This window comes from Stenotrophomonas sp. 2YAF26 (assembly GCF_052114625.1).
GTDB classification, from domain to species: domain Bacteria; phylum Pseudomonadota; class Gammaproteobacteria; order Xanthomonadales; family Xanthomonadaceae; genus Stenotrophomonas; species Stenotrophomonas indicatrix.
Genome location: NZ_JBFRFC010000026.1, coordinates 12,025 through 28,694, shown reverse-complemented (window position 1 = coordinate 28,694; position 16,670 = coordinate 12,025). Strand labels below are relative to the sequence as shown.

Here is a 16,670-nt window from a genome sequence, read left to right as displayed (position 1 = left end):
GACGATGAGCGCGGTGCAGGCGTTCCTGCAGCACCTGCAGGTGGAGCGGCGGATGTCGGCGCATACGCTCGATGCCTATCGCCGCGACCTGGACGCGTTGTCGGTGTGGGCCGAACCCCGCGGGGTGGCCGTGGAGGCACTGAATGCCGACGCGTTGCGCCAGTTCGTTGCCGATGAACACCGCCGCGGCCTGTCGGCCAAGAGCCTGCAGCGCAGGCTGTCGGCCTGCCGCAGCTTCTATGCCTGGCTGCTCAAGCATGGCCGTATCGAGGCCAGCCCGGCGGCGACGCTGAAGGCACCCCGTGCGCCACGACGGCTGCCACAGGTACTCGATGCCGACGAGGCCGTGCAGCTGGTTGAACTGGAACCGGAAGGCGAGCTGGGTCGTCGTGACCGCGCGCTGCTGGAACTGTTCTATTCCTCCGGCCTGCGCTTGAGCGAAGTCTGCGCGCTGACCTGGCGCGATCTGGATTTCGCCAGTGGCCTGGTCAACGTGATGGGCAAGGGCAACCGGCAACGTCGCGTCCCGTTCGGAAAGCCGGCACGCGAAGCGCTTCTGACCTGGCGCAGCGAAAGCGGCGGTGGTGCCGCCACACCGGTTTTTCCTGGTCGCAACGGGCCGATCAGCCAGCGCGCGGTACAGATCCGCATCCGTCAGCTGGCCCAGCGCCAAGGCCTGTTCAAGCACGTGCACCCGCACATGCTGCGGCACAGTTTCGCCAGCCACATCCTGGAATCCTCCGGTGACCTGCGCGGTGTGCAGGAACTGCTCGGCCATGCCGACATCGCCACCACGCAGATCTACACCCACCTGGATTTCCAGCACCTGGCCAAGGTCTACGATGCGGCGCATCCGCGCGCGAAACGCCGCAGCGACAAGAGCGGAAAGCCTGAATAGCGCCGTCTTGATTTCAGTCAGGGCAGCATAGCTGCGACCGGTGCATCGTGGCCGCAGGCCACGAAGAGATGCCGACCATGGCAAAGCCCATTCCGCTGCGTCCCAAGCACCCCGAGCGCATCTGCTGGGGCTGCGACCGTTACTGCGCCGCCGACGCACTGGCCTGTGGCAACGGCTCGGGCCGCACCCAGCACCCGATCGAGACGCAAGGTGAGGACTGGTACGTGGCGTGGGGCATCGAGCCCAATCCGGACCGGCCATCGCATGCCAAGCGCTGAACGGCAGCTATCGGTACGGGCTTGATCGCTTCGGCGGCTGTCCCCATGTCCCGTGAACAGCTATCGGAGGCCGCATGGACCCCAGTCAGAATCCCACCGTTTTCCACGCCACCACCATCGTCTGCGTTCGTCGCGGCGAGCACGTGGCCATTGCCGGCGACGGCCAGGTCACCCTCGGCCACACGGTGATGAAGGGCAACGCACGCAAGGTCCGCCGCCTTGGCCGCGATGGCCAGGTGCTGGCCGGCTTTGCCGGTGCCGCCGCCGATGCCTTCACCCTGTTCGAGCTGTTCGAAGCCAAGCTGGAGAAGCATGGCCAGCTGCAGCGTGCCGCGGTGGAACTGGCCAAGGATTGGCGCACCGAGCGCCGCCTCGGCAAGCTCGAAGCCCTGCTGGCGGTGGCCGACAAGGAAACCTCGCTGATCATCAGCGGCACCGGCGACGTGATCGAGCCGGAGGACGGCATCATCGCCATCGGTTCCGGTGGTTCGTATGCGCTGTCCGCTGCACGCGCGCTGATGGCGCACACCGAACTGGACGCACGCACCATCGCCAGCGAAGCGATCAACATCGCCGGTGACATCTGCATCTACACCAACCGCAACGTGGTGGTCGAAGAGCTGTGAGGGTAGTGCCGGCCGCTGGCCAGCAACCCGATCAGCCCAGACACGCGTGCCTGGTTGCCGGCCAGCGGCCGGCACTACCAACATTGAATCCGTGAGCACACCCATGCCGCACAAGATCGAAGTTTCCTCCGCCACCATGACCCCGCGCGAGATCGTGCAGGAGCTGGACCGGCACATCGTCGGCCAGCATGACGCCAAGCGCGCGGTCGCCATCGCCCTGCGCAACCGCTGGCGCCGCATGCAGCTGCAGCCCGAGCTGCGCAACGAGGTCATGCCCAAGAACATCCTGATGATCGGCCCGACCGGCGTCGGCAAGACCGAGATCGCGCGCCGCCTGGCCACGCTGGCCAACGCGCCGTTCGTGAAGGTCGAAGCGACCCGCTTCACCGAAGTCGGCTATGTCGGCAAGGATGTCGAGCAGATCATCCGTGACCTGGCCGATACCGCCGTCAAGCTGTACCGCGAGCAGGCCAAGGTGCGCGTGCGCACGCAGGCCGAAGAACGCGCCGAAGACCGCATCCTCGACGCGCTGCTGCCACGCCGCAGCGGTGGTATCGGCTTCGACCCGGAAGCGGCACGCAACGAACCGTCGGCGCAGGACAACGAGACCCGCATCAAGTTCCGCAAGATGCTGCGCAACGGCGAACTGGACGATCGCGAAATCGAGCTCGACCTGACCGCCAACGTCAGCATGGACATCATGACCCCCCCGGGCATGGAGGAAATGGGCCAGCAGCTGAAGTCGATGTTCGCCAACCTCGGTGGTGGCGCCAAGGCGCACAAGCGCACGCTGACCATCAAGGCTGCGCGCCCGCTGCTGCAGGAAGAAGAAGCCGGCAAGCTGGTCAACGAGGACGATATCCGCACTGCCGCGATCGAAGCCTGCGAGCAGCACGGCATCGTGTTCATCGACGAGATCGACAAGGTCGCCAAGCGAGGTGACAACGTGGGTGGCGGTGATGTCTCGCGCGAAGGCGTGCAGCGAGATCTGCTGCCGCTGGTGGAAGGTTCCAACGTGTCCACCAAGTACGGCACGATCAAGACCGACCACATCCTGTTCATCGCATCGGGCGCGTTCCACCTGGCCAAGCCAAGCGACCTGATCCCTGAGCTGCAGGGCCGCTTCCCGATCCGCGTGGAGCTGGGTGCGCTGAGCAAGGCTGATTTCGTGCGCATCCTGACCGAACCCAAGGCCGCGCTGACCAAGCAGTACGAAGCGCTGCTGGCTACCGAAGGCGTCAAGGTCAGCTTCACTACCGATGCCATCGACCGTTTGGCCGAGATCGCCTTCCAGGTGAACGAGCGCCAGGAGAACATCGGTGCGCGCCGCCTGCATACCGTGCTGGAGCGCCTGCTGGATTCGCTCAGCTATGAAGCACCGGACCGCGATGGTGAAACCCTGGCCATCGACAGTGCCTATGTCGATGCGCACCTGGGTGAACTGGTGCAGGACCCGGACCTGAGCCGTTACATCCTGTAACCGGGAATGCGAAAAGGCCGCCGAAAGGCGGCCTTTTTCGTTGCGGCGATCGCCTCCGGTAGGTGCCGACCTTGGTCGGCACGCGGACGCGCCCGTCGCGCCATGGTCGGCCCGCCGACCAGGGTCGGCGCCTACCGGTCCGGCAGCGGCTCCGGCACCGAACCCGGTACGAACACGCCTTCCTTCACGTAGGCGGCCAGGGTCATGTCCAGCGCCAGCATGCCGTCGCGCTTGAGGTCCATCAGGTCCGGTTCGACCATCGCCCCGTGCAGCACGCCGAGCACGGTGGCGTGCAGCATGCGCGCGGCGATCTTCGGGTCGGCGCCGTCACGCAGCTGGCCCAGGTCCTGGGCACGGCGCAGGGCGCGTTCCATGCGGTCCAGGGCATCGCGGAAGCCGCTCTGCTGCAGTTCGGTCAGCACCCTGGTGTCGGCCGAGGCATCGCTGCGCAGCATGATTTCCATGGTCTTGCGCAGGCGCTCGTCCTCGGACAGCTCGATGAACGAGTGGATCATCACCGCGCGCAGGTCATGTATCGGCGTGTCGCGCTGGTCGGTGGAGGTGCGCTCCAGCTCCTGCATGAAGGGCAGGTGCACCCGCTCGACGATCGCGGTCAGCACCTCGCCCTTGTTCTTGAAATGCCAGTACACAGCGCCGCGGGTGTAGCCGGCGCGGGCACCGATCATCTCCAGCGTGGTCCGGGCCACACCGTGTTCGTGGAAACAGGCTTCGGCGGCATCCAGGATGCCTTCACGGGTTGCCTGGGTGTCCTCTTTGGTCTTGCGGGCCATGAGCGGGTACGAGTGCAGGTGAAACGTGGCTGAATTGTACCGGTTTACAAACAAACACGCATGTATGTATATTTCCCTCCCATCATTCCCGTCGTGTGCGTGGCAGGCCGTCCTGGCTCCCACTCCACCCGGGTGGGCGCTGTCCGAGCGGCCTTCCCTCCAGCAAGGAGAGGGGGCGCCTTGTCAGCCCCTGCTGAGATCCCTCCCTTCAAGAGCCATTCCCATCATGTTGCTGAGCCGAATCCGACCCTTCGCGTTGTCGCTGGCGATCGCTGCCACCGTCGCTGCCTGCGGCGGCCAACCCCAGGCGCCCGAACAGGGACCGGGCCAGGTCAGCGTGGTCACGCTGAAGTCCGAGACCGTCGGGCTGACCCGTGAGCTGCCGGGCCGCACCAATGCCTTCCTGGTGGCCGAAGTGCGCCCGCAGGTCAATGGCATCGTCGCCAAGCGCCTGTTCACCGAGGGTGGGATGGTCAAGGCCGGCGAGCCGCTGTACCAGATCGAGGACGCCAGCTACCGCGCCCAGGCCAACAGTGCGCGTGCACAGCTGGCCCGCGCCGAAGCCACCGCCAATGCGGCGCGGCTGAGTGCCAAGCGCATCACCGAGCTGGCCAAGGTCGACGCGGTCAGCCAGCAGGATCTGGAAAACGCCGTGGCCGCGCAGAAGCAGGCCGAGGCCGATGTCGGCGCCGCCAAGGCATCACTGGATGCCGCCAACGTGACCCTCGGTTATGCGCGCATCACCGCGCCGATCAGCGGCCGCATCGGCAAGTCCAGCGTCACCCAGGGCGCGCTGGTCAGCGCCGGCCAGGCAACTGCGCTGGCGACCGTGCAGCAGCTGGACCCGATCTACGTCGACCTCACCCAGTCCTCGGCCGAGCTGCTGCAGCTGCGCCGCGAACTGGCCGCCGGCCGCCTGCAGGACAACCAGCAGACACCGGTCAGCATCCTGATGGAAGACGGCAGCACCTTCGAACACAAGGGCACGCTGGAGTTCTCCGAAGTCAGCGTCGATCCGGCCACCGGCAGCTTCGCGCTGCGGGTCAAGGTCGACAACCCCGACGGCCTGCTGATGCCGGGCATGTACGTGCGCGCGGTGATCGGCGGCGGTGTGCGCAGCGATGCGGTGCTGGTGCCGATGCAGGGCATCGCCCGCGATCCGAAGGGCGATACCAGCGCGATGGTGGTCGGCAAGGACAACAAGGTCGAAGTGCGCCCGGTCAAGGTCAGCCGCACCGTCGGCGACAAGTGGCTGGTCGAGGACGGCCTGAAGGCCGGTGACAAGGTCATCGTCGAAGGCCTGCAGAAAATCGGCCCGGGCATGCCCGTGAACGCCACCGAACAGGGCGTCGCCCCGGCCAAGCCGGCCGCCGCCCAACCTGCAGCTGCGGCCGCAGGCGCGAAGTAAGCGGAGAACCCCATGGCACGTTTCTTCATCGATCGACCCATCTTCGCGTGGGTCATCGCGATCATCATCATGCTCGCCGGCGGCCTGGCCCTGTTCAAGCTGCCGATCTCGATGTACCCCAACGTCGCACCGCCGGCGGTGGAAATCAGCGCCAGCTACCCGGGTGCTTCGGCCAAGGTGGTCGAAGACTCGGTGACGCAGATCATCGAGCAGAACATGAAGGGCCTTGATGGCCTGATCTACTTCTCCTCCAACAGCTCGTCCAACGGCCAGGCCACCATCACCCTGACCTTCGAGAGCGGGACCAACCCCGACATCGCCCAGGTGCAGGTGCAGAACAAGCTGCAGCTGGCGATGCCACTGCTGCCGCAGGAAGTGCAGCGGCAGGGCATCAACGTGGCCAAGTCCAGCTCGGGCTTCCTGAACGTCATCGCGTTCGTGTCCGAAGATGGCAGCATGGATGCCAACGACATCGCCGACTACGTCGGTTCCAATGTCGTGGACCGTCTCAGCCGCGTCCCGGGCGTGGGCAACATCCAGGTGTTCGGTGGCAAGTACGCCATGCGCATCTGGCTGGACCCGAACAAGCTGCACACCTACGGCATGTCGGTGCCGGAAGTGGTTGCTGCGGTGAAGGCACAGAACGCGCAGGTGGCCATCGGCCAGCTGGGTGGTGCGCCGTCGGTGAAGGGCCAGCAGCTCAACGCCACCATCAACGCGCAGTCGCGCCTGCAGACCCCGGAACAGTTCCGCAACATCATCGTGCGCGGCGCGCAGGACGGTGCAGAACTGCGCCTGGGCGACGTTGCCCGCGTCGAACTTGGTGCCGAGTCGTACGACTTCGTCACCCGCTACAACGGTCAGCCGGCCAGCGGCCTGGCGGTCACCCTGGCCACCGGCGCCAACGCGCTGGATACCGCTGCCGGTGTCGATGAAACCCTGAAGGAACTGGAAGGCTTCTTCCCGGCCGGCCTGAAGGCCGAGATCCCGTACGACACCACCCCGTTCGTGCGCGTGTCGATCAAGGGCGTGGTGCAGACCCTGCTCGAAGCAATCGTGCTGGTGTTCGTGGTGATGTACCTGTTCCTGCAGAACTTCCGTGCCACGCTGATCCCGACCATCGCCGTACCGGTGGTGCTGCTGGGTACCTTCGGCGTGCTGTCGGTGCTGGGCTTCTCGGTGAACATGCTGACCATGTTCGCGATGGTGCTGGCCATCGGCCTGCTGGTGGACGATGCCATCGTGGTGGTGGAGAACGTCGAGCGCATCATGTCCGAAGAGGGCCTGTCGCCGCTGGAAGCCACCCGCAAGTCGATGAGCCAGATCACCGGCGCGCTGGTGGGTATCGGCCTGGTGCTGTCGGCGGTGTTCGTGCCGATGGCCTTCATGAGCGGCTCCACCGGTGTGATCTACCGGCAGTTCTCGGCGACGATCGTGTCGGCGATGGCATTGTCGGTGCTGGTCGCGATCGTACTGACGCCGGCGCTGTGCGCGACCATGCTCAAGCCGCTGAAGAAGGGTGAGCACCATGTCGCCCACCGCGGTTTCGCCGGTCGCTTCTTCAACGGCTTCAACCGTGGCTTCGACCGCACCAGCGAGAGCTACCAGCGCGGCGTGCGCGGCATCCTGCATCGCCCGTGGCGGTTCATGGGCATCGTGGCTGCGCTGTTCCTGCTGATGGGCGTGCTGTTCGTGCGCCTGCCCAGCTCGTTCCTGCCCAACGAAGACCAGGGCGTGCTGATGGCGCTGGTGCAGGCACCGGTGGGCGCGACCCAGGAGCGCACGCTGGAATCGATCGCTGCGCTCGAAAAGCACTTCATGGAAAACGAGAAAGGTGCCGTCGAATCGGTGTTCTCGGTGCAGGGCTTCAGCTTCGCCGGCATGGGCCAGAACGCGGGCATGGCCTTCGTCAAGCTGAAGGACTGGAAGGATCGTGACGCCGACAACGGCGTGATGCCGATCACCGGACGTGCGATGGCCGCACTGGGGCAGATCAAGGATGCCTTCATCTTTGCCTTCCCGCCGCCGGCCATTCCGGAACTGGGTACGGCTTCCGGCTATACCTTCTTCCTGAAGGACAACAGCGGCCAGGGCCACGAGGCATTGTTGGCGGCGCGCAACCAGCTGCTGGGCCTGGCGGCCGGCAGCAAGAAGCTGGCCAACGTGCGACCGAACGGCCAGGAAGACACCCCGCAGTTCCGCATCGATATCGATGTGGCCAAGGCCAGCTCGCTGGGCCTGTCGATCGACCAGGTCAACACCACCCTGGCCACCGCGTGGGGCAGCTCGTACATCGATGACTTCATCGATCGCGGTCGCGTCAAGCGCGTGTTCGTGCAGGCTGACCAACCGTTCCGCATGGTGCCGGAGGACTTCGATCTCTGGTCGGTGAAGAACGACAAGGGCGAGATGGTTCCGTTCAGCGCCTTCGCCAGCAAGCACTGGGACTACGGCTCGCCGCGCTTGGAACGCTACAACGGCGTGTCGGCCACCGAAATCCAGGGTGAACCGGCCCCGGGCGTGGCATCCGGTGATGCCATGGCCGAGATCGAACAGCTGGCCAAGCAGTTGCCGGCGGGCTTCGGTGTCGAGTGGACGGCGATGTCCTATCAGGAACGCCAGGCGGGCTCGCAGACGCCGCTGCTGTACACGCTGTCGCTGATGATCGTGTTCCTGTGCCTTGCCGCCTTGTACGAAAGCTGGAGCGTGCCGACCTCGGTGCTGCTGGTGGCGCCGCTGGGCATTCTCGGTGCGGTGCTGGCCAACACCTTCCGTGGCATGGAGCGCGACATCTATTTCCAGGTGGCGATGCTGACCACGGTAGGCCTGACCAGCAAGAACGCGATCCTGATCGTCGAGTTCGCCAAGGAGCATCTGGAGAAGGGCGCGGGGCTGATCGAAGCGACGATGCACGCGGTCCGCGACCGTCTGCGCCCGATCATCATGACCTCGCTGGCCTTCGGCATGGGCGTGCTGCCGCTGGCGATCTCCAGCGGTGCCGGCTCCGGCGCCAAGCAGGCGATCGGCACCGGCGTGCTCGGTGGAATGGTGGTCGGCACTGTACTCGGCGTGTTCTTCGTGCCGCTGTTCTTCGTCGTGGTGCAGCGCGTGTTCAAGAAGCGCAACGCCACCAGCTGATTCGAAACGGTAGTGCCGGCCGCTGGCCGGCAGCTGCTGCTCGCTTGATGTGAATCCAATGAGGTTGCCGGCCAGCGGCCGGCACTACCTCCTGCCATCCGGCAGTACCGATGGAAGTCATTCCAATGAAAAGTGCATCTCTGTTCCTCTCCATCGCTGCGGCACTGGCGCTTGCCGGCTGCGGCACCCTGGCGCCGAAGAACACCGCAGTGGCCCCGGCCATTCCGTCGCAGTGGCCGGCTGAAGCCGCGCAGGGCGAAGTGGCCGATGCAGCCGCGGTCGGCTGGCGCGACTTCTTCACCGACGAGCGCCTGCAGCAGGTGATCGGCCAGGCGCTGGACAACAACCGCGACCTGCGCGTGGCCGTGCTCAACGTCGAAAAGGCGCGTGGCCAGTATCGCGTGCAGCGCGCAGACCGCGTACCGGGCGTGGCCGTGACCGGGCAGATGGACCGCCGCGGTGGCGACGTGCCGGTGACCGAGCAGTTCAGTGCGGGTGTCGGCGTGGCCGAGTTCGAACTGGACCTGTTCGGCCGCGTGCGCAACCTGAGCGAAGCCGCGCTGCAGCAGTACTTCGCTGTAGCCGCCAACCGCCGCAACGCGCAGCTGAGCTTGGTGGCCGAGACCGCCACCGCCTGGTTGACCTACGGCGCCGACCAGCAGCGTCTGGCGATCGCCGAGGCAACGGTGAAAACCTATGAGGATTCGCTGCGCCTGGCCGAAGCACGCCATGAGCGCGGTGGCAGTTCGGGGTTGGAACTGACTCAGACCCGCACCCTGGTGGAAACCGCGCGCACCGATGCCGCGCGTTTGCGTGGGCAGCTGGCGCAGGACCGCAACGCGCTGGCGCTGCTGGCCGGTGGCCAGCTGGATCCTGCGCTGCTGCCGGACAGCATCGCGCCGCAGGTGCTTGCGCTGGCGCCACCGCCGGCCGGCCTGCCCAGCGACGTGCTGCTGCAGCGCCCGGACATCATGGCGGCGGAGCATCAGCTGCTGGCCGCCAATGCCAACATCGGTGCCGCACGCGCTGCGTTCTTCCCCAGCATCTCGCTGACCGGCAGCATCGGCAGTGGCTCTGGTGAATTGTCCGGCCTGTTCGACAGCGGTACGCGGATGTGGAGCTTCCTGCCGAAGATCACCTTGCCGATCTTCCAGGGTGGCAAGCTGCGCGCGAACCTGGCCGTGGCCAACGCCGACCGCGATATCGCGCTGGCGCAGTACGAAAAGTCGATCCAGAGTGGTTTCCGCGAAACCGCCGATGCGCTGGCATTGAATGTCAGCCTGGATGAACAGGCGGCCTCGCAGCAGCGCCTGGTGGAAGCGGCCGAGCAGGCCAACCGCCTGTCGCAGGCGCGCTATGACGCGGGCCTGGACAGCTTCGTCACCCTGCTGGATGCACGTCGTACTGCCTACAACGCGCAGCAGAGCCAGCTGCAGACACAGCTGGCGCAGCAGGCCAACCGCATCACGCTGTACAAGGTGCTGGGCGGCGGCTGGCACGAGCGCGGGTAAGCGCGCAGACCGGTAGTGSCGGCCGCTGGCCGGCAGCGCGCGGGATCAACAGGGATCGTGCAGTTGCCGGCCAGCGCCCGGCACTACCGGTCAATGAGCAGGGCTACACCGCTTCGTCGTCGCGCCGCTCGGTGCGGCAGGCGCGTACCCGCGTCAGCGCGTCGCCCGCTTCGCGCGCCATTCTTTCGTACTCGGCGCGGATCTCTTCCAGGCGCTCTTCGTCCAGTTCTTCCAGGTCCAGCAGCTCGTTGTTGGCCTCGGCGGTGGCGCGGATCAGCTCGTCCAGCTTGATCTGCATCGCCGCGGTGTCCGAGTTCTGCGTGTGCTGGATCAGGAACACCATCAGGAAGGTGATGATGGTGGTGCCGGTGTTGATCACCAGCTGCCAGGTGTCGTTGAACTTGAATATCGGGCCACTGATGCCCCACAGCACGACGATCACCACCGCGGCCAGGAAGGTCCACGGCGAGCCGGTGGCGGCCGCGGCCTTCTTGGCGATCGTATTGAACAGGTTCCTTGCGCTCATCGTCATCGTTCCACGGGAATGGCGACGATCATCGACACATGGCCGTGCAGGTGCCGTGCAGTCGAACGCGTGGCTCAGGCGCGCAGGCGCGGTGCTTCCTGGCTGCGCACCGGGCTGGCCAGGTAAACGTGCTGCCAGCAGCGTTCGACGAATTCGCGGGCCTGCGCTTCACTCAGGCGCGGCATGATCTGCAGGGCGTACTGGGTCTGGAACAGCTCATCGCGCTGGGCGTTGCTGGCGCGTGGTTGGGTGATCAGCGAATCACAGGCGAACTTGATCCACGGGACATAGGTGCCGAACGAGGTGTGCGCGAGTGCGCCATCGGCGTGCTGGCGGCGCCAGTAATCCAGCTCCGCATCGACATTGATGACAGGGGGAATGGCGGGAACTTCAGCGTGCATGACGATCCAATCGGTTGGAGGTGAAGGGAGTGGGGGCCCATTACAGTGTGGCCCGGGCGGCGGTGCATGCCGCGTCAGCGTGATGTGCAGCCAGCGTGGCGATGGCGCAGCAGCTGTGCGTGTTCAACCGCACCCAGGCGTTCGGCCATGGCGGCCATCGCATTGCACAGGCGCACCAGGTCGCGGGGATGGTCGTGCAGCAGATCCTGCTGCATGTCCTGGTAGGCGCTCCAGAACGGGGCACTGCGCTGGTGCAGTGCGTATTGCTGCTGCAGTCGGCTCCAGATCGCGGCCAGGGCCGGGTCACTGCGAGGACGTACGGCATGCGCTTGCATGATCGGCTCCAACCCGGGGCAGGGGGCCCGGTTGCGTTCCACCCTAGACGTGGCTGCGCAGCAGGATGTTAGTGGCGTGTGTTGACCGCACGCAGCTGACTGCGCAGCAGTTCACGTTGAAGCGGGAAGACGCTGCCGGCACAAGGCTGTGCCGGCACTGAAGCGTTCATCAAGGCGGACTCATCAGCAGTGGCGGATGCTCATTCGCCGATGTCTTCGTTCCAGATTTCCGGATGTTGCGCAATGAAACCGCCTAGCAGGTCGACGCATTCCTGGCTGTCCAGGTCGATCACGCTGACGCCGTTTTCGCGCAGCCAGTCGATGCCGCCTTGGAAGGTGCGCGATTCGCCGACCACCACCGTGCCGATGTTGAACTGCCGCACCAGGCCCGAGCAGTACCAGCAGGGAGCCAGGGTCGTGACCATGATGGTGTCCTGGTAGCGGCGCTGGCGGCCGGCCTTGCGGAAGGCATCGGTCTCGCCATGCACGGACGGATCGCCTTCCTGCACGCGGCGGTTGTGGCCGCAGCCAAGCAGGCGGCCGTCGTTGTGGTACAGCGCCGCGCCGATCGGCACGCCGCCTTCTGCCAGCCCCTGGCGGGCTTCGGCAATGGCGGTCTGCAGCAGGGCCTGGTAGTCGGGCGTGGTGATCATGCGGGGCTCCGGTAGGTCGTGGGGCGCCATGATACGGCCAGCGTTCCCCGCAGCGGCCCGGCGGTGCGATAATCGGGGGCATGAGCGAATCCCCTTACAAATCCGGTACCACCCATTTCGGGTTCCGCGACGTTGACGCCAAGGACAAGCAGAAGCTGGTCGGCCAGGTGTTCACGTCGGTCGCGCGCAACTACGACCTGATGAACGACCTGATGAGCATGGGCGTGCACCGGGCATGGAAGCGCTACTACGTCGCCACCGCGCAGGTGAAGCCGGGCGACCGCGTGCTCGACCTGGCTGGTGGCACCGGCGATATCGCCGCGCTGCTGAAGGAGCGCGTCGGTGCCGAGGGCTCGGTGGTGCTGGGCGACATCAACGCCGGCATGCTGTCGGTCGGCCGTGACCGCCTGACCAACCGCGGCCTGGTGCTGGGCCTGGACTATGTGCAGTGCAACGCCGAGGCCCTGCCGTTCCCGGACAACAGCTTCGACCTGGTGACCATCGCCTTTGGTCTGCGCAACGTGACCGACAAGGACGCTGGCCTGCGCGAGATGTTCCGCGTGCTGAAGGTGGGCGGCCAGGCCCGCGTGCTGGAGTTCTCCGAAGTCACCGCGGACTGGTTCAAGCCGATCTACGACTTCCACTCGTTCAAGATCCTGCCGAAGCTGGGCAAGCTGTTCGCCAACGATTCGGACAGCTACCAGTACCTGGCCGAGAGCATCCGCAAGCATCCGCCGCAGGAAGAGCTGAAGGCGATGATGGGGCAGGCCGGCTTCGAGCGCTGCCACTACAAGAACCTGACCGGCGGCATCGTCTCGATCCACTCCGGCTACAAGCTGTAAGTCGGGTTCCCAGGTAGTGCCGGCCGCTGGCCGGCATCTGCACGGCACGGTCCTGGTAGGTGCCAGCCTTGGTTGGCACACGCCCGTCCGCGAGCGCTGACATGTCCGTGCCAACCAAGGTTGGCACCTGCCAGAAGCAGCAAGGTCGGCACAGGGCCCGCCGCGAGCGATGATGGATCCGTGCCAACCAAGGTTGGCATCTACCAAAGGGTGGCGCCCCCGTGGCGCCAGGCGGACATTACCCCGCACCGCGCAACGCTTCCCGGCCGGGGGAGAGGTACCATTGGGGTTTGCTCCCCGTAACGGTCCCGATTCATGCGCAATCCGCTGATGCTCCTTCCGCTGGCCGTGGCCCTGGCCGCCGGCTGCTCCCAGGAGGCGGCCGCACCCGCCGCCGCTCCGACTGCCCAGAAGGCTCCCGCTGCCCCCGTGAACGCCGAAAACCGCAGCCACGACGAAAGCTCGTACGCCGAGCCGGACAAGGTCGTCGTCAAGGACATCGCCCTGGATCTGAAGCTGGACTTCGACCAGAAGCAGATCGGCGGCACCGCCACCTACACCCTGGAATGGAAGCAGAAGGATGCCAAGCAGCTGGTGCTGGACACCCGCGAGCTGAGCATCGCCAAGGTTGAAGCGATCGCCGCCGACGGCGCGCGCAGCCCGCTGCAGTTCGTGCTGGCCCCGGTGGACAAGGTGTTCGGCAGCAAGCTGACCATCGAAACCCCGGAACAGCCGGCCAAGGTGGAAGTGACCTACCACACCGCACCGACCGCGTCGGGCCTGCAGTGGCTGGCGCCGTCGATGACCGAAGGCAAGAAGCTGCCCTTCATGTTCAGCCAGTCGCAGGCGATCCATGCCCGTTCCTGGGTGCCGCTGCAGGACACCCCGAGCGTGCGCTTCACCTACAGCGCGCACGTGGTCTCGCGTCCGGACGTAATGGTGCTGATGAGCGCCGACAACGATCCCAAGGCCGCGCGTGACGGTGATTACACCTTCAAGATGCCGCAGCCGATTCCGTCCTACCTGCTGGCCATCGCAGCCGGCGACCTGGTGTTCGAGCCGATCTCCGGCCGCTCCGGCGTCTGGGCCGAGCCGACCATGGTCAACAAGGCCGCCAAGGAATTCGAAGACACCGAGAAGATGATCGGTGCCGCCGAGAAGCTGTACGGCGAATACCGCTGGGGCCGCTACGACATGCTGGTGCTGCCGCCGTCGTTCCCGTTCGGTGGCATGGAAAACCCGCGCCTGACCTTCGCCACGCCGACCGTGATCGTCGGCGACAAGTCGCTGGTCTCGCTGGTCGCCCATGAACTGGCGCACAGCTGGTCGGGCAACCTGGTGACCAACGCCAGCTGGAAGGACATCTGGCTCAACGAAGGCTTCACCACCTACGTCCAGGGCCGCATCACCGAAGCCCTGTATGGCAAGGAGATGGCCGAAATGGAAAAGCAGATCGACCAGACCGATCTGCTGGCCGAAGTGAAGGACATGAGCCCGGCCGACCAGGCGTTGGCGCTGCCGCCGCTGAACGAACGTGACCCGGACGAAGCCCTGAGCCAGGTGGCCTACGTCAAGGGTTCGTGGTTCCTGGAATTCCTGGAACAGCGCTTCGGCCGCGAAACCTTCGACCCGTTCCTGCGCGGCTGGTTCGATGACCACGCCTTCCAGAGCGCCAACACCGACCAGTTCGTCGAGTACCTGAAGAAGAACCTGCTGCCGAAGAATCCGTCGGCGGTGACCGAGGCCGAACTGAAGGCGTGGCTGGACGAGCCGGGCATTCCGGCGTTCGCAGCCAAGGCGCAGTCGCGCAATTTCAGCAGCGTCGATACCGCGCGCATCGCCTTCGCCAGCGCCGGCACCGTGCCGAGCAGCCAGGTGATTGCCGAGTGGAGCACCCAGGAATGGGTCCGCTTCATCGACGGCCTGGGCGCCACCCAGCCGCTGGACAAGCTGGCCACGCTGGACAAGGCGTTCCACTTCACCGGCACCCCGAATGGCGAGATCGCCATGCGCTGGTACCCGCTGACCATCCGCAGCGGCTACGAGCAGGCCAATGAAGCGGCCGCTGCGTTCATCGAGCGTGTCGGTCGTCGCAAGCTGATCCTGCCGATCTACGCCGAACTGGTGAAGACCCCGAAGGGGCTGGAGCTGGCCAAGCAGGCGTTCGAGAAGGCCAAGCCGGGCTACCACCCGATCACCACCGCCTCGGTGCAGGACATGCTGGCCAAGGCTGAAGCCAAGTAAACGGGAGTGCCGGCCGCTGGCCGGCAACCCAGACACTGCTTCACCAGCAACGGCGGGGAAACCCGCCGTTGCTGTATCCGCTTTTCGCTGCCGATAGAATCGGGATGCACCCGTAAAGGACTCCGCCATGAAACGACTGATCCTGCTCACCGCCTGCACCCTGGCCCTGGCCGCCTGCAGCAACCCCGAGGAAGAACGCAAGGCGCAGGAGGCCGCCGCTGCCGCCGTGCAGGCGCAGAAGGAAGCCAAGGCCGAAGACGTTGCCAAACAGTACGACATGGCCGTGGCCGCGCAGGACTGGGAACGCGCGCGCCTGCATGGTGCCTCGCTGCTGGACCAGTACAAGGACACTGCCGCCGCCGAGCGCATCGCCGCCGGCTTCGACGAGGTCAAGGCCAAGGGCGATGCCGCGCGCGACCTGCGCCGCATGCAGGCGCTGTGGCAGTACAACCAGATTCCGGTCGGCAGCAAGGGCAACCAGGTGTCGGCACAGATCTTCAGCAAGGAGCGGGTGGATGTGGATGGCAGCGGCGCCAAGCCGGTGCAGCTGGTGTTCCGCGACCACCCCGAATGGAAGCGTCATGCCTACCTGGTGCTGCAGGCCGGCGATTTCCGCTGCCCGCAGTGCACGGTGAAGGTCACGGTGGACGGTGGCAAGCCGATCTCCATGGCGGCCTGGCGGCCGAAGACCGACGAGGCGATCGCCATGTTCATCACCGACCAGAAGGCGTTGTGGAAGCTGGCAGCCAAAGGCAAGTCGATCAGCATCGAGTTCCCGGTCAAGGCCGGTGGCACGCGCACGGCAGTGTTCGAGACCGGTGGCGTGGATGCCAGCCGCATGCCGGCGTGGTGGCATTGACCGTGCAGGCACCGGCGGCTGCGTCGTCGCTGTCGACGATCCGCCACTGGGTGTTCGACATGGATGGCACGCTGACCGTGGCGGTGCATGATTTCGCGCGGATCAAGCGCGAACTGGCGATTCCGCAGGAGGATGACATCCTCACCCACCTGGCCGGGTTGCCGGCCGTAGAGGCCAGCGCCAAGCACGCTTGGCTGCTGGCGCACGAGCGTGCGCTGGCCGCTGCTTCCCAGCCGGCAACGGGAGCGGTGGCGCTGGTACGCGCGCTGCAGGGCGCCGGCTGCCGGCTGGGCATCCTGACCCGCAACGTGCGCAGCCTGGCGCAGGTCACCCTGCAGGCGATCGGGCTGGGCGACGTCTTTGCCGAAGACGACATCATCGGCCGCGACGAGGCCGAGCCGAAACCCTCACCGGCCGGGCTGCAGTACTTCCTGCGGCGTTGGCAGGTGGAACCTTCGCAGGTGGTGATGGTGGGCGACTACCGCTTCGATCTGGAATGCGGCCGGGCGGCGGGCAGCCGTACGCTTCTGGTCAATGCCCCGGACAACCCGTGGCCGGACATGGCCTGTTGGCATCTGGCCGATTGCGCGGCGGTACTGGGGCGCTGGCGAGGCTAGCGTGGCCCGCTGTACGCGCTGTGGCGGGAACCTGAGGGCAGCGCCGGCGGTCAACTCTCGACT

16 protein-coding genes are annotated in these 16,670 nt (G+C 66.0%); 11 read left to right on the top strand and 5 right to left on the bottom strand.

Features of this window, described 5'->3' with window-relative positions; translation table 11 throughout:
- Window positions 1-4: 4 nt before the first annotated feature.
- The 4 genes from xerC (at window position 5) to hslU (ending at window position 3,282) form a co-directional block, all read left to right on the top strand.
- Entirely contained in the window at window positions 5-898 is an 894-nt protein-coding gene (gene xerC, locus AB4Y98_RS19780) for a tyrosine recombinase XerC (RefSeq protein ID WP_442244997.1), read from the top strand.
- A 77-nt stretch (window positions 899-975) separates the two neighbouring features.
- Window positions 976-1,176 carry a DUF3079 domain-containing protein gene (locus AB4Y98_RS19775; protein ID WP_025877286.1) on the top strand — a complete coding sequence of 67 codons (201 nt, stop codon included), beginning with the start codon at window positions 976-978 and terminating at the stop codon, window positions 1,174-1,176.
- Between the two features lie 74 nt (window positions 1,177-1,250).
- Window positions 1,251-1,802 carry an ATP-dependent protease subunit HslV gene (gene hslV, locus AB4Y98_RS19770; RefSeq protein WP_025877284.1) on the top strand — a complete coding sequence of 184 codons (552 nt, stop codon included), beginning with the start codon at window positions 1,251-1,253 and terminating at the stop codon, window positions 1,800-1,802.
- 103 nt (window positions 1,803-1,905) lie between these two features.
- On the top strand, window positions 1,906-3,282 hold the full coding sequence (hslU, locus tag AB4Y98_RS19765; RefSeq protein WP_025877282.1) for an ATP-dependent protease ATPase subunit HslU: 1,377 nt from the start codon (window positions 1,906-1,908) through the stop codon (window positions 3,280-3,282).
- A 131-nt stretch (window positions 3,283-3,413) separates the two neighbouring features.
- Here the strand turns inward: hslU and smeT are convergent, their stop codons facing one another.
- Entirely contained in the window at window positions 3,414-4,073 is a 660-nt protein-coding gene (smeT, locus tag AB4Y98_RS19760; protein ID WP_312108198.1) for an efflux transporter SmeDEF transcriptional repressor SmeT, read from the bottom strand.
- A gap of 226 nt (window positions 4,074-4,299) precedes the next feature.
- On the opposite strand from smeT, the gene smeD reads away from it, so the two are divergent.
- The 3 genes from smeD (at window position 4,300) to smeF (ending at window position 10,130) form a co-directional block, all read left to right on the top strand.
- Window positions 4,300-5,481 carry a multidrug efflux RND transporter periplasmic adaptor subunit SmeD gene (smeD, locus tag AB4Y98_RS19755; protein ID WP_089236968.1) on the top strand — a complete coding sequence of 394 codons (1,182 nt, stop codon included), beginning with the start codon at window positions 4,300-4,302 and terminating at the stop codon, window positions 5,479-5,481.
- A 12-nt stretch (window positions 5,482-5,493) separates the two neighbouring features.
- Window positions 5,494-8,619: a multidrug efflux RND transporter permease subunit SmeE gene (gene smeE, locus AB4Y98_RS19750; RefSeq protein ID WP_080149814.1), complete on the top strand. Its 3,126-nt coding sequence runs from the start codon at window positions 5,494-5,496 to the stop codon at window positions 8,617-8,619.
- Between the two features lie 110 nt (window positions 8,620-8,729).
- Window positions 8,730-10,130, top strand: coding sequence for a multidrug efflux RND transporter outer membrane subunit SmeF (smeF, locus tag AB4Y98_RS19745; RefSeq protein WP_442244996.1), 1,401 nt, complete (start codon window positions 8,730-8,732; stop codon window positions 10,128-10,130).
- Between the two features lie 103 nt (window positions 10,131-10,233).
- On the opposite strand, the gene AB4Y98_RS19740 is transcribed toward smeF, so the two are convergent.
- The 4 genes from AB4Y98_RS19740 to AB4Y98_RS19725 all read right to left on the bottom strand — a co-directional run bounded on the left by AB4Y98_RS19740 (window position 10,234) and on the right by AB4Y98_RS19725 (window position 12,045).
- A complete protein-coding gene (locus AB4Y98_RS19740; RefSeq protein WP_363731542.1) occupies window positions 10,234-10,656 on the bottom strand; it encodes a low affinity iron permease family protein in 423 nt (140 codons plus the stop codon).
- A 74-nt stretch (window positions 10,657-10,730) separates the two neighbouring features.
- Window positions 10,731-11,057: a hypothetical protein gene (locus tag AB4Y98_RS19735; protein WP_025877273.1), complete on the bottom strand. Its 327-nt coding sequence runs from the start codon at window positions 11,055-11,057 to the stop codon at window positions 10,731-10,733.
- Window positions 11,058-11,131: 74 nt separating this feature from the next.
- Window positions 11,132-11,392 carry a hypothetical protein gene (locus AB4Y98_RS19730; protein ID WP_025877271.1) on the bottom strand — a complete coding sequence of 87 codons (261 nt, stop codon included), beginning with the start codon at window positions 11,390-11,392 and terminating at the stop codon, window positions 11,132-11,134.
- Between the two features lie 200 nt (window positions 11,393-11,592).
- Window positions 11,593-12,045, bottom strand: a complete 453-nt coding sequence (locus AB4Y98_RS19725; protein ID WP_442244995.1) for a nucleoside deaminase — start codon at window positions 12,043-12,045, stop codon at window positions 11,593-11,595.
- Between the two features lie 80 nt (window positions 12,046-12,125).
- Here AB4Y98_RS19725 and ubiE point away from each other — a divergent pair, with 80 nt between their 5' ends.
- The 4 genes from ubiE (at window position 12,126) to AB4Y98_RS19705 (ending at window position 16,607) form a co-directional block, all read left to right on the top strand.
- On the top strand, window positions 12,126-12,887 hold the full coding sequence (ubiE, locus tag AB4Y98_RS19720; RefSeq protein ID WP_025877269.1) for a bifunctional demethylmenaquinone methyltransferase/2-methoxy-6-polyprenyl-1,4-benzoquinol methylase UbiE: 762 nt from the start codon (window positions 12,126-12,128) through the stop codon (window positions 12,885-12,887).
- Between the two features lie 315 nt (window positions 12,888-13,202).
- The gene (locus tag AB4Y98_RS19715) at window positions 13,203-15,131 is read left to right on the top strand and encodes a M1 family metallopeptidase (RefSeq protein ID WP_049463858.1); all 1,929 of its coding nucleotides are present in this window, start codon (window positions 13,203-13,205) and stop codon (window positions 15,129-15,131) included.
- Window positions 15,132-15,258: 127 nt separating this feature from the next.
- Window positions 15,259-15,990, top strand: a complete 732-nt coding sequence (locus AB4Y98_RS19710; protein WP_223496608.1) for a hypothetical protein — start codon at window positions 15,259-15,261, stop codon at window positions 15,988-15,990.
- Complete coding sequence (locus AB4Y98_RS19705) at window positions 15,978-16,607, top strand: HAD family hydrolase (protein WP_363731551.1); 630 nt, start codon at window positions 15,978-15,980, stop codon at window positions 16,605-16,607. The genes AB4Y98_RS19710 and AB4Y98_RS19705 overlap by 13 nt, the downstream gene beginning before the upstream one ends.
- Window positions 16,608-16,670: the final 63 nt, after the last annotated feature.